This window comes from Nannocystis exedens (assembly GCF_002343915.1).
Classification (GTDB): domain Bacteria; phylum Myxococcota_A; class Polyangia; order Nannocystales; family Nannocystaceae; genus Nannocystis; species Nannocystis exedens.
This window is the reverse complement of the sequence record NZ_NETK01000001.1, coordinates 9,789,648-9,802,696: the sequence shown is the minus strand read 5'-3', so window position 1 is coordinate 9,802,696 and position 13,049 is coordinate 9,789,648. Positions and strand designations below refer to the sequence as shown.

At 71.9% G+C, this 13,049-nt stretch carries 9 protein-coding genes and 1 pseudogene; 9 read left to right on the top strand and 1 reads right to left on the bottom strand.

The annotated features are described in order from the left end of the window. The first annotated feature begins 50 nt into the window (after window positions 1-50). Both NAEX_RS38145 and NAEX_RS38140 read left to right on the top strand, forming a co-directional pair. Complete coding sequence (locus tag NAEX_RS38145) at window positions 51-497, top strand: hypothetical protein (protein ID WP_096332385.1); 447 nt, start codon at window positions 51-53, stop codon at window positions 495-497. A 33-nt stretch (window positions 498-530) separates the two neighbouring features. Beyond that, a complete protein-coding gene (locus NAEX_RS38140) occupies window positions 531-1,175 on the top strand; it encodes an RNA polymerase sigma factor (RefSeq protein WP_096332384.1) in 645 nt (214 codons plus the stop codon). Window positions 1,176-1,183: 8 nt separating this feature from the next. On the opposite strand, the gene NAEX_RS38135 is transcribed toward NAEX_RS38140, so the two are convergent. Beyond that, the gene (locus tag NAEX_RS38135) at window positions 1,184-2,614 is read right to left on the bottom strand and encodes an SAVED domain-containing protein (protein WP_096332383.1); all 1,431 of its coding nucleotides are present in this window, start codon (window positions 2,612-2,614) and stop codon (window positions 1,184-1,186) included. Window positions 2,615-2,803: 189 nt separating this feature from the next. Here NAEX_RS38135 and NAEX_RS38130 point away from each other — a divergent pair, with 189 nt between their 5' ends. The 7 genes and pseudogenes from NAEX_RS38130 to NAEX_RS38110 all read left to right on the top strand — a co-directional run bounded on the left by NAEX_RS38130 (window position 2,804) and on the right by NAEX_RS38110 (window position 13,048). Beyond that, window positions 2,804-5,194 (top strand): CRISPR-associated helicase/endonuclease Cas3, encoded by a 2,391-nt coding sequence (locus tag NAEX_RS38130; protein WP_096332382.1) that lies wholly within the window; start codon window positions 2,804-2,806, stop codon window positions 5,192-5,194. Continuing rightward, window positions 5,187-7,316, top strand: coding sequence for a type I-G CRISPR-associated protein Cas8g1/Csx17 (cas8g1, locus tag NAEX_RS38125; protein WP_096332381.1), 2,130 nt, complete (start codon window positions 5,187-5,189; stop codon window positions 7,314-7,316). The genes NAEX_RS38130 and cas8g1 overlap by 8 nt, the downstream gene beginning before the upstream one ends. Then, a complete protein-coding gene (gene cas7g, locus NAEX_RS38120; protein ID WP_096332380.1) occupies window positions 7,313-8,317 on the top strand; it encodes a type I-G CRISPR-associated RAMP protein Csb1/Cas7g in 1,005 nt (334 codons plus the stop codon). The genes cas8g1 and cas7g overlap by 4 nt, the downstream gene beginning before the upstream one ends. Then, window positions 8,314-8,973, top strand: a pseudogene (gene csb2 / locus NAEX_RS53375) (type I-G CRISPR-associated protein Csb2); the annotation flags it as partial. The gene cas7g and the pseudogene csb2 (NAEX_RS53375), both read left to right, overlap by 4 nt. Then, window positions 8,916-9,794, top strand: coding sequence for a type I-G CRISPR-associated protein Csb2 (csb2, locus tag NAEX_RS38115; protein WP_275937658.1), 879 nt, complete (start codon window positions 8,916-8,918; stop codon window positions 9,792-9,794). The pseudogene csb2 (NAEX_RS53375) and the gene csb2 (NAEX_RS38115), both read left to right, overlap by 58 nt. Before the next feature lie 57 nt (window positions 9,795-9,851). Further along, entirely contained in the window at window positions 9,852-11,246 is a 1,395-nt protein-coding gene (locus NAEX_RS51375; RefSeq protein ID WP_170136354.1) for a Cas10/Cmr2 second palm domain-containing protein, read from the top strand. A gap of 14 nt (window positions 11,247-11,260) precedes the next feature. Continuing rightward, the gene (locus NAEX_RS38110) at window positions 11,261-13,048 is read left to right on the top strand and encodes an RAMP superfamily CRISPR-associated protein (RefSeq protein ID WP_170136353.1); all 1,788 of its coding nucleotides are present in this window, start codon (window positions 11,261-11,263) and stop codon (window positions 13,046-13,048) included. The last annotated feature ends 1 nt before the right edge of the window (window position 13,049 follow it).

The following is a 13,049-nucleotide window of genomic DNA, read 5'->3' as shown; positions in this document are numbered from 1 at the left end:
CGGCGTGGCGGCTCGATCCACGTTGTACGACGAAAGAGAGCAAGACACCGATGAGCTACAACCTCGTGAACACCAACCCTTTGCAGCTGGCCGCCTCCATCGACTCCTCGGGAGCAATTGACATGGCCTACGCGGGGATCGACCTCACCTCCTATGACGAGGAGGTGCTGGTCGAGCTCGACGAGAACCAGCAGACGCAGATCTACGTCCCGGACTTCGCCCATGGCGGGCAAGACCGCGATGTGTACGTATTCGAGGTGGACTCGTCGGGTGGCCTCACGGGGCCGTGGACGCGGAGCGAAGGCGGCGCCGTCTCCGGCGTCACAACCTACGCGACGGCGCCCAAAGACGTGGTGATGGCCGTGATGTCGGTGCTCGCCGAGTCGTCGGCGCCGAGCCCCGCGACCAGGAGCGAGGCCCAACAGAGCGGCGCCGGCATCATCAAGGTCAAGATCCGGCGCCGCGGCGAGCTGCCGATCCCCTCCCGCCGCGGATAGCGAGGGCGTGCGCGGCATGGTACACAGGATCTGATGAACGACCTGCCCGACGAGCTCCTCCTGCAGCGCTGGCAACAAGACGACAAGCCCGCCGGCAAGGAGCTGTACCGCCGCTACTTCCCGGTCGTCCGTCGTTACTTCTACAATAAGGCCGGCTCCGACGAATGCGATGACCTCGTCGGCGCCACCTTCCTGCGCTGCCATCAAGGCCTGCAGACCTTCCGCGGCGAAGCGTCCTTCAAGACCTTCATCCTGAAGGTCGCGCGTAACGTCTTCGCAGATCACTGTCGTCGTCGCGCTCACCACCGCAAGCACCTCGCCGGCGTGACCCCCAGCTCGGACGAGGTGTCCGCCCGCGATCTCGCCAAGAGCCCGTTTTCGATCGTCGCCGACGGTCAGCAAGCGCGTCTCCTGCTCGAGGGCCTTCGAACGCTGCCGTTGGAGATCCAGGAGCTGCTCGAGCTCTTCTATTGGGAAGAGCTGAGCGGCTCCGAGATCGCCAGCGTACTCGAGATCCCGGAGGGCACTGTCCGCAGCCGCCTCAAGAGCGCACGGCGCCAGCTCACCGAGCGGCTCGAGCAGCTCGCCGGCTCGCCGGAGGAGCTGGCGAGCACGCTCTCCGACCTCGACGGCTGGGCGCGGAAGATCCGCGCCGGCATGAACCGCACGCCGGAGTAGCTCGCGTCTCACAGCCGCGGTTTTGGGAACGGGATCCACGCTCCCCGATCACCGCCGGCGGCGTAGAACGCTTCGATGTCCTCGACACCGGGCGTCGCCTCCATCCCGAGGTGCAGCTTGGCGCGATCGTAGGCGCGCCGCACGTCGTAGCCCGCCGCGAGTGCGCCATAAAACTCCCGCGTGAACTCGGCGGCGCTCTTCTGGGCGATCGCCCGCGCGACGCCGATGGCCGTATCGACGTGGCGCGTCAGCGCCTCGGCCGTGGCCGCGGAGTGACAGGCGTGCAGGATGACGACCCGCGGCGGCAGCTCGGCGTGCTCGAACGCCTCGACCACCTCTCTGCTGATGATCTCGGCCGCCTTTAGGGTCCCGGGATGCACCGCCACCAGCCCGCTCTTGTCGGTTCCGTGGCACAGCACATGGACGACGTCCGGAGACGACCTTTGCAGCTCGGCCGCCAGATCGCGGCCGCGGAATCCGAGCAAATTGATGATATCGCAGCGATTTCGGACCGTGGTGAGCGTCTCCTCGATCAGCCGGAGCTCCGTCTGGAGGTCGACTGCCGCCTCGTTCTGCGGACTCGCCGAGAGGATCAGGATCCTCGGCCTCATCCGCCTCGGGCCAGCCTGCGGATAATTGAGCGCAGGGCGGTACACAGGGGGCTGCGCGGTCCTGTCGTGATTCGGCAGCCAGATCGGACGCAGATAGTTCGGCATCGCCCAGCCGGCCATGACCGCGAGCGACAACGGCCCCGCGCAGAACAGGGCTACGCCGCGACGGCGCGGAAACCGGTTGTGCAGCTCCGTCAACACGCGGGTGATCTGCCACATGGCCGCGGGCGCGGCCTCTTCGTCCAGGACGACCTGCTCCTCCGTGCTCGCATTGAGCTCGACCAGCGCACAGCACCCACTCCCCTGACCGCGGAGAAAGTCGACGACGACCCCCTCGCTGAAACCCTGCCCCAAGCCGATACACAGGGCGACCACGCCGTCCGTGTCGAAGCCGCCGCGCTGCATGCGCTCGACCGAGAAGAACGGCTGCTCGGACGGCGCCGCGCGAGGTTGCTCGAGCCGGAACGAGTCGAACGCCGTCGTGCGCTTGCGGGGGTTGTGGACGGTGACCCGCGCGCTGCCCGACAGAGCCAATCCCGCATAGGCGGCCAGCGGGAGCGCTCCGCGCCCCACGACGTGGTACTCGACCTGGTATTCGTCGCTGGGGCTTTCGGCGCGCGCGCGGGCCAGCATGGCGTCGAAGCTGCGCGCCCAGCGGTGCCAGCCATCGGTCCGAACGCCCTCGGGGAAGCGCTCTGCGCCGAATTCGGTCATACGATAGGGCCGCACCTCGGCGTCGGCCGGCAGGCGAGCCCGGACCGCGTCGATCGGCACGAGGTTATCCGTGGCGACGTCGAGGTGGAGGATGATGTGGCGGACTGGGCTCATGACGCTCTCCGATCTCCTCGGCGGCGTCCACGGTGATCGCTCGCATCGAGGTGGAGAACTGGTCGCAGCAGCCAGCGACCCGATCACAGTGACTAACGGCGTAAAGTCTCATCCATCGAAGTACCACGGATATGATCGGGTCCGCTCGAGCGCGCGACTGTCCATGAGAACCTCCTGCATGGAGCTCGCGTGGTTCAGTCTCGAGCGACATTCACTTCCTGGTTTCAGTCCATCACGGGGCGGCCGCCCTATCCATATCAGGAGGCCCTCGCTCTCGCGCCGGAGCTACCGGACATCCTGTCCGTCCCAACCGGCGCCGGGAAGACCGCGACCGCCGTGCTCGGCTGGCTGTGGCGGCGGCGCTTCGCCGACGAGGGCACGCGGCTCCGCAGCCCGCGACGACTCGTCTTCTGTCAGCCCATGCGCACGCTCGTCGACCAGACCTGGCAGAACGCCTGCGCCTGGCTCGAGCGGGCCGGGCTCCCGGCTCGCGAGCACGTCTTCCGCCTGATGGGCGGCGCCGTGGAGCACGGCTGGGACCTCCACCCGGAGCGCGACGTCGTCCTCGTCGGCACCCAGGATCAGCTCCTCTCGCGCGCCCTGGCGCGCGGCTATGCCATGAGCCGCTACCGCTGGCCCTGGCACTTCGCCCTGTTGCACAACGACTGCCTGTGGGTCATCGATGAGGTCCAGCTCATGGGCGTGGGGCTCACCACCACCGCGCAGCTCCAGGGGCTGCGCGAGCGCCTCGGCACCGCACTGGACGCGCGCACCTTGTGGATGAGCGCCACGCTCGCGGAGGGCAGCCTCGCCACCGTCGACCTGCGCGAGCGACCGCTCACCACCCTGGGGCTCGGCGACGCCGATCGGCGCGCCCCGGGTCTCGCGCGACGCCTCCGCGCCCACAAGCGGCTCGTTCGCAGCGACATCCGCGTCACGAAGAAGGACCCCGGGACCCAGGCGCTCGCCGCCGAGGTCCTCGCCGCGCATCAGGACGGGACGCTCACCCTCGTCGTCGTCAATCGTGTCGCGCGTGCCCAGGCGCTGTTCGAAGCGCTGCGCCGGCGCGCCTCGGGGCGCGTGGCGCTGATCCACAGCCGCTTCCGGCCCGCCGATCGAGCGGCGCACCAGGCCCCCGTCCTGCAGCCCGCGGACGACCGGCCCTGGACGGGCATCCTCGTCGCCACGCAGGCCATCGAGGCCGGGGTCGATCTCGACGCCAGGCTCCTCTTCACCGAGCTGGCGAGTTGGTCCTCGCTCGTCCAGCGCTTCGGCCGGTGCAACCGCGCCGGCGAGTACGAGCGCGCCGAGGTCCGCTGGATCGACGTCCCCGACGAGCTCGCGGCGCCCTATACCAGCGAAGCGCTGAACCACGCCCGTACCCGCCTGGCCGCCCTCGCCGACGTCGGCCCCGAGGCGCTGTCCGGGCTCCCGCGCGACGTCGCCGCCCCGACGCCGCCGGCGCTGCGCCGCCGCGACCTCCTCGAGCTCTTCGACACCCAGCCCGATCTCGCCGGACACGACCTCGACATCGCCCGCTTCGTGCGCGACAGCGACGACGTCGACGTCCAGCTGGCCTTTCGCATGTGGCCCGGAGACCACGACGGCGCGCCGCCCCCTGCCGACTCCCCCGCCCTCCACGAGCGCGAGCTGGTGCGCGTCGGTGTCGTCGCGCTCCGCGACTTCTTGAAGAAGGCCGGGCGCGCCGCCGCCTTCCGCTGGTCCAGCGAAGACGGCGCCTGGCACCTGGAGGAGCGCCCGGTCCCCGGGATGACCCTGCTCCTGCCGCTCCACGTCGGCGGTTACGACCCCGCGCTGGGCTGGACCGGCGACCCGGCGCATCGCGCGAACGACCTGCGCCCCTCGTCCGGCCAGCCCGAAGATCATGACGCCGCCGATCGCTGGACCGCGGGCTGCCGCGACTACGTCCTGCTGTCACGCCACGCTCAGGACGTCGCCGAGGAACTGCGGGCGCTGGCCGACGCGTTCGGGGGCGAGCACCCGTGGGAGCTGCTCGAGCGGGCCGCTCGCTGGCACGACCTCGGCAAGGTTCACCCTGCCTTTCAGCGCATGCTCCTCGCCAACCTCCCCGCCGGGGATCTCCGCCACGCCGGTGGGCCGTGGGCCAAGAGCGACCAGCCTCGGGGCGCGCGCTGCGAGCGGCGCGGGTTCCGGCACGAGCTGGCGAGCGCCCTCGCGTACCTCGTCCATCACCCCGACGACGACCTCGGCGCCTACCTCGTCGCCGCTCACCACGGCAAGGTTCGCCTGTCGATCCGGCCATGTCCCAACGAACAGCCTCCCGCAGAGCCCGGTCGGCGGTTCGCCCGTGGCGTCTGGGACGGCGAGCCGATGCCCGGCGCCGACCTGGGCGGCGGCGTCCTCGCCTCGCCCGTCACGTTGCGGCTCGACGCGATGGAGCTCGGCGCCCACGGCGACCAGCCGAGCTGGCAATCCCGGGTGCTGGCGCTGCGCGACCGCCTGGGCCCGTTTCGCCTCGCCTTCTACGAGACCCTGATTCGCGTAGCCGACGCCCGCGGCACAATGCGCCATCAGCCCGAGGAGTCCATGGATGCCTGAGCTGTACCTCGACGGCTGCCGCCCCGAACCGCTCGCCCACTACCTCAAGGCCCTGGGCGTCCTTCGCCTCGTCGCCGAGCAGGCCGATCCGAACGCCCGCGGCTGCTGGCGCGGCGACGCCTTCGTCCTCACCACCACGCTGTCCGCCGACGAGCTGGTCGAGTTCTTCCTACGACGATACGTGCCCACGCCCTTCGTCGGACCCTGGAACGGCGGCAGCGGGTTCTACCCGAGCGATCAACAGTCCGGGATCGAGGCGATCTCGACCTCGACCGCCGCCCGGTTCAGCCCCTACCGCGACACCCTCGTCGCCGTACGGCGTGTCCTCGATCGGCTCGGCCTGCAGCAGAAGCCCGACAAGGACGCCAAGAAGGACCTCGTCGAGCACCTCCGCAGCGAGCTCCCCGACTCCGCGCTCGACTGGCTGGACGCGGCCCTGGTCCTGACCGACGCGGGCCTCGACTTCCCGCCGCTCCTCGGCACCGGGGGCAACGACGGCCGGCTTGAGTTCTCCAACAATCACATGCAGCGGCTCGCCGAGCTGCTCCTCGCCGCAACCGTGCCCACCCCCGCGCCGCTGCGGGCGGCGCTGTTCGGCGAGCCGACCCACGGCCTTTTGCGCGACAAGGCCATCGGCCAGTTCGCGCCGGCTCAGGCCGGCGGCGCCAACGCCAGCCCGGGCTTCGACCGCGACTCGCTGGTCAACCCGTGGGACTACGTCCTCATGCTCGAGGGCGCCGTGCTGTTCGCAGCGGCGGCCACGCGCAAGCTCGAGTCGGCGGGGCCCGACGCGCTCACATTCCCGTTCACCGTCCGCGCCAGCAGCGTCGGCTACGGCTCGGCTTCCATGTCCGACGAGGCTGACACGCGCGACGAGCTGTGGCTCCCGCTTTGGCAGCACCCCGCCGGCCTCGCGGAGCTACGAGCCCTGTTCTCCGAGGGCCGCGCCAAGGTCGACTTGCGCCGGGCTGGCAGCCTCTCGAGCCGCCCTGCCGTCACCGGCGTCGACTTCGCTCGCGCCGTCACCAACCTCGGCGTGGCCCGCGGCATCGACAGCTTCGTCCGCTACGGCTTCCACGTCCGCAACGGGCTCTCCTACCTGGCTACGCCGCTCGGCCGCTGGCACGTGCCCGACCGCCCGAGCGAGCACGTCGATCTGCTCGCGCCGCTCGACGCCTGGCTCGCGCACCTTCGCCGCCGAGCCACCGCCAAGGGCGCTCCGGCGTCGCTGCGTCGCGCCTCGCGCCGCCTCGAGACCTCGCTCCTCGACCTCTGCCGCAGCGCAGCTCCCTCCGCCGTGCAGGCCGTGCTGATCGCCCTCGGTGACGTCGAGGCCTCCCTCGCCCGCGCGCGCCAGCACGCCGAAGCCCGGCCCGTCCCCCGCCTGCCCCCGCTGTGGCTCGAGCGAGCCGACGACGGCTCCCTCGAATTCCGCCTGGCCGCCGCGCTCGCCGGCGCTGGTCTGCGCGCGCGGCTGGTCCCGGTGCGCGGCGGAGCCTGGACCGACGCGGACGACGCTCGCGTCGTCTGGACCGACGCCGATCTGCTCCGCAACCTCCATGCCTGTCTCTTACGCCAGGAGATCGAGGACGGCGGGACCACGCGTGACGACGAGGCCGACGCGCGCAGCCACGCCGCCCTGGGCCGGCTCGACGACAGCCGTCACCCACGCTGCTTCGCCGCCCTCGGCGACCTCGCCGCCTTCATCGACGGCCGCACCGACGACGCGCGCCTCGAGGCGCTCGCGCGCGGGCTCTCGCTCCTCGACTGGGACAGCCTCCCCCACCGCGCGCCGGCTGGCCTGCGAACGCCCCCGCCGTCGAGCTTCGCCCTCCTGGCCCTCGCGCTCCGCTGGTGTCCTCCGGGACAGGCCGCGCGACGCACCCCAGGCCTACTGACCCGCGCGTGCGCCGGTGATCTCGCCCGCGCCGCCAAGCTCGCCCGCCGGCGCCTCCGCGGCTACGGCGTCGCCGTCCCGGCCAGCGATTTCGTCGTCCCCGCGCCGGCGCGCGTCGCCGCCGCCCTCGCCTTCCCGCTGTCTCACCACGCGCTCCCCGATCTGCTCTCGCTCCTCGTCCCCCGTCACCTCCGCGACCTCTCCGCGCCCGAGCCCACACCATGACCCGCCTCGATCTCCCCTCCGCCCCGCGCCTGCTCCTCGAAGCCGACCTGCGGCCCATCCAGGGCACGCGCTTCCAGCCCACCGGCTTCCCCGACCTCGGCGCCGCCACCTATCGCCTCCCGGACGAGCGCGGCACCGAGATGCTCCTCGTCGAGTCCGCGCAGTCCGTCGCCAACCGCCTCGAGTCCGCGGTCTGGGACGACGCCGAGGACGACCTCGTCGCCCCCCTGCGCGGCCTGCCGTACGTCAAGGTCGTCCGCGACGGCAAGGCGCTCACCAACAGCCTGCTCGAGGCCCACCGCCTCAACTCGGTGTACATCGAGAAGAGCGACGCCTTCGACACCATCCGCGCCGCCGTCGGGTACGTCTCCGGCCAGCCGTTCGACCGCCAGACGTTCGTGCGCGCCCTCTGCAAGTACGACCCCGGCTGCCTCCTGCACGGCGTCTTCCTCGAGAGCATCGCCGGCGTCCTCCGCCTCCCGCGGGCGCTCAGCGGCTTCATCGAGGCCCGCGACGTCCGGGTCGTCAGCGGCGGGGGCGTCAAGAACGACCGCGTCCACGCCGGCAAGGACGCCTCGGGCGCTGGCGCCGACGCCGGCTTCGGCAACGTGCCCTATCACCGCGACGAGTACACCGCCGGTTCAATCACGGCCTACTTCAACCTCGACCTCGCGCAACTCCGCAGCTACCGCCTCGGCGCCGACCTCGAGAGGCTCCTGTTCGGTCTCGCCGTCTTCAAGATCCGCCGCTTCCTCGCCGAGGGCCTGCGCCTGCGCACCGCCTGCGACTTCGAGGCGACGACCGTCCGTGTCACCCGCCCCGATGGCTACGACCTCCCCGGCCTCGGCGTCGTCGCCGAGGTGCTGCCCGAGCTGATCGCCGCCGTGGCCAAGGCCGGCCTCTTCGCCGCTCCTGCCGTCACCGTCGCCCATTATCAAGAGTCGGGGAAGGCCAAGCCCGAGGCCGCCGAAGGCGCGAAGAAGAAGGGCAAGGGCAAGTGATCGCCGTCGCCTTCGAGCTCCTCGCCGGCCGCTATCACGCCACCGGCTGGGATCACCACGTCAACGAGGGCACGGTCGAGTGGCCGCCGTCCCCGTGGCGACTCCTGCGGGCGATGCTCTCGGCCGCTCACCGGGAGGCCCTCCCCGCCGAGCGCGTGCGCGCGCTCCTCCTGCGATTCGCGGGTCTTCCGCACTATCACCTCCCCCGCGCCGCTGCGAGCCACCTCCGGCACTACATGCCGCTCGCCGACGACAAGACCACCAAGGTCTTCGACGCCTTCTACGCCTTCGAGCGCCCGGCGGAGCTCGTCGTCACCTGGCCGGAGGTACACCTCGACGCGGCGGAGCGCGAGCTCCTCGCTGCCATCCTCACGGCCATCCCTTACCTGGGCCGGGCCGAGAGCTGGTCCCACGCGCGGCTCTGCGGCCCCCCTGCGACGAGCGACGTGATCGCCCGGCCCGCCGCCCACGAGCCGTCCGAACACCGCGCTCGCCTGCTCGCGCCACGACCTGCCGACGAGTACCGCGCCTGGCGCGACGGCTATCTCGCCGCGCTCGATCCAAAGCAACGCAAGCGCTTGCCGCTGCCGGCCGACGTCTGGGAGGCGCTCCATCAGGACACCGACGCGCTCTTCAAGGACGGCTGGTCGAGCCCCCCCGGCGCGCGCTGGGTCGACTACACCTTCGACGGCGACCCCCTGTCCCCGCGCCGCACCGCCCACCGCCCAGCCCCCTCGCCCCACCCGCCCCGGACCTCGCCCGCTTCGTCCTCGACAGCGCCGTCCATCTCCGCGCCGAGAAGACCCTCTGGGTCGCCGAGAAGCTGCGCGCCGCGCTGCTCAGCAAGCTGGGGGCCCTCGCCCCGGGCGACGCCCCCTCGCTGATCGGTCACGGTGACGACGCGGCTCCGCTCACCGGCCACCGCCACGCCTACTTCTTGCCCGAAGCCGACGCCCGCGGGTTCATCGATCACGTCACCGTCTACGCCCCCGGCGGCTTCGATCCAGCCGCCGTACGCGCCTTGCAGTCGCTGCGCGAGCTCCACGGGCTCGGCAGCCACCCGACCTACCCCACCCTCGTCGCCCTCGGCCGGCGCGATCGACTCGAGCGATTGCCCGCCCTCTTCGGCCGCAGCGACACCTGGGAGACCGTCACCCCGTTCATCCCGCCCCGCTGCCCGAAGATCCGCCGCGGCGAGCTCCGCGACACACCCGAGCAACAGATCCGCTGGCTCTGCCGCGAGGTCCTCCGCGAGGAGCCCCTCACCGTCGAGATGTTCTCCCCGGAAGAGGCCCGCCGTCGAGGTCTGCACCGCTACCGCAACGCCCGCCGCCGTGGCGCCCCCGTACCCGGCGGCGCTGCAGCCCACGGCGCCCGCCTCCGCTTCGCCGCACCGATCGCCGGCCCGATCGCTCTCGGCTACGGCGCCCACTTCGGCCTCGGCGTCTTTCGCCCCGTCATCGACAAAAACTTTTGATCGATCGCCGGCGACGAACGACTGGAAGGTCGACGGCCTCACTGCCGAAAACCTCCCATGTCCGACCGCATCGACCTCAGCGGGTTCGCCGACCCGTGGCTCGTCGGCTACGACGCCCACGGGATTCAGGAGCTCATCACCGCCAGCAATCGACCGCTCGCCATGCTCGGCGCGAGCGGCACGATCACCCGGTTCGACGGCTACGCCGCCGCGACCGCGACCGTCTCGGTCTTCGCCGGCGGCGGCCGCGGGGTCGAGCTCCTCGACGGCCCTGACGCCGCGGCCGCGCGTTGTCGGCTGCTCGAAGCGCACTACGCCGAGCAGACCTTCGGCGGCCCGCTCTCGACCGCGGCCGTGCCCCTCGACCGGCGCGACGAGGCCGGCAGCCTGCTCTGGCTACGACAGCGCCTCAAGCTGCTCGCCGACGCCGCGCGCCCCCCGGGGCGCGGCTATCTGGCCGCCTATACGCGCAAGAGCGATCAATGCGCCGACTGCGGCGGGTATCAAGCCGTTTACGAGTCTCAGCAGCGGGACGCTCGCGGCGAGCGCATCTGCCCGCGCTGTCACGCCATGACCCAGCGCGGGCGCCTGGCGAGTGACAGCGCCGGCGAGGAGATCCAGTCGCTCCTCGATCTCGTCCCGGACGGTCAGTACGTCGCCGCGCTCTCCCTCGACGGCAACAACCTCGGCGCCTTCTTCGAGGAGCTCCGCACGCTCGACGACACCCGCCGGGCCAGCGGGGCGCTCAAGCAGGTCTTCTCCGACGCGCACGCCGCGGCCAGTCGCGCGATTGAAGGCCGCCACGTCTCGCTCGCCACCGGCGGCGACGACATCCGCCTGTTCCTCCCGCAATTTCTCGTGCTTCGTTACCTCGACGTCCTGATCCCCGAGCTCGAACGGAGGGCGGCCGCCCTCGCCGCCCGGCCCCCCTTCCGCGACCGATTCGACCGCTTCGGCGTCGGCGTCGGCGTCGTCCTCGCCGACGCGCACCTGCCCGCCAAGCGACTCATGGAGCACGCTCACGATCTCGAGCAGTCGGCCAAGCGCCACTGCCGTTTAAAGGGCCCGCGCTCCGCGATCGACTTCGCGGTCCTCACCGCCGGTGACGCCTCCCGCATCGAGCCGTCTCTCCGTCGCGGAGGCCGTGAACCGCTCGGCTTCGGCGAGCCATGGGTCCGCGCTATCCGCGAAGCCGCCGCGCTCGCCCGGGTGCCGAGTTCGCAGCGCTCGCTGCTGTTCGACGAGCCGGCCGACGATTGTCACGAGTTCGGCAATCAGTGGCGCTACCAGGTCGCCCGACACGCCGAATGGCAGGCCTGGTACGACGCGATTGGACGGGACTGGCGCGACGCCAAGGCTGTCGTGCGCGACCGCCCGCGCGCGCATCACCTCGATCTCCTGCACTTCCTCGCGCCCGATCCGCGCGCCGCGGCCTCGACGACCGCCCGTTGAACCAGGACACGCGCATGTCTCGCCCCTTCACTCTCACCATTCGCGCGCAGGGCAGCCTCGCGCTCGGCGGCATCACCGGCGTCGAGCGCGACCACCACAGCGCCTCCGCCCGGGACGCCGCCGGACGACCGTTCATCCCTGCCACCGCCCTCCGCGGCGTGCTTCGCAGCAACCTCGAGGCCGTGCTGCGCGGGGCGGACTGTCCGGCCTGCGCCGGCGGCACCGGCCTCTCCCCCGACGCCCCCGCGGGCGCTCGCCCCGAGCCATGCACGCTCGGTCCGGAGGGCACGCGCTGCCTCGCGTGCCGGCTCTTCGGCGGGCACCAGGAGCGACTGCCGGATGGCGCCGCCTTCTTCTCCGCCCTCGTTCTCACGGACGCCGTCCTCCCCGACGACGCGCCTCCACCCCCCTGGACCACCCGCAGCACCGTCGGCATTCGCCGAGACGCACGCAGCGCTCGCCAGCACGTGCTCGCCCAGCAGCGCGTCCCCACGCCGGGCGTCGAGCTCGTCTTCGTCGCACGCGGGCGACTCCTCGATCCCGATCTGGAGTCTTGCCTGTCCGCCGCGGTCTCGGCGACCACCCACATCGGCGCCGGCCGGAGCCGTGGCCTCGGGCGCATCGAATGTGGCCTGCGGTTCGACCCCTTGGTGGAGGCGCCGGCCGTCGCCGTCGAGGGTGACAGCGTCCGCCTGCGCCTGCGCCTGGTCTCCCCGGCGTGCATCGGCGTCGCCTTCGCCGACGATAACCTCCGCGACACCCGGCGCGAGATCCCCGGCTCGGCGCTGCGCGGCGCCATCGGCTTCGCCCTCGCCGAGGCGCTCGACGGCATGCACACCCGCGAGCGCCCCGACGCGGCCTTCGAGCGCCTGGTCGCCGAGGACGGCGCCCGCTTCGGCTTCCTCTACCCTGTCGACGCGAAGAGCGTCCCCCTCGACGCCGCGCCGCTCCCCATCACCACCCTGGGGTGCAAGTTCGAACGCAACACGCATCCCGTCGTCGACGGCCTCCTCGACGCGATCGCGGCCACCCTCGCCGAGTCCGCCGTCGTTGCCGGCCGCGTACACGACACCTCCCACGTGTCCTGTCAAACCTGCCGCGCCCCCCTTAGGACCCTCCGTGGCCCGCGGGAGCACAGGTCCGCCGTCCCGACCCGCACGATCACCCGCCTCGCCATGGATCGGCAGCGCGGCTCGGCACGGAGCGAGATGTTGTTCTCACAGGTGCTGCTCGAGCCCGGCCTCCATCTCGAGGGCTCGATCGACAACATCCCGGCGGAATGCCGCGACCGGCTCGCGCTCGCCCTGTCGCGCCCGCTCGCCCTTGGGCGTGGCCGCGCGCAGGGCTGGGGCCGCGTCGAGGTCCAGGTCGTACCTTCGCTCGACCTTCCGCCGCTCGCGCAGCGCGCCGCCGACTTCCACCACGCGCTGCGCGAGCGGCTCGCGCGAGCCGGCCTCTCTCCTGCCGAAGCGGCCCGCTGGATCCCCATCACATTGCACGCCCCCATGATCCCCGACGCGGACGACGAGGACGGCGAGCAGGCGATCCTCCGCGTGTTGCCGGGCCGCGTCGCCTACAAGGCCCGCCGCTTCACGCGTGAGGGCGGCTGGGACCAGCGGGAGCACGGCCTCCAGCCGGCGCTCGCCGTCGCCGCAGGGGCCGTTTTTGCCGTCCAGATCCCCGAGTCCGCGCGGCTCGAGGACCTCTTGCCCCGCCTCGCCCAGATCGAGCGCGACGGCCTCGGACTCCGTCGTCACCAGGGCTACGGCGCCCTCCGCTGCTTCGACCGGGTTCACCGCTGAC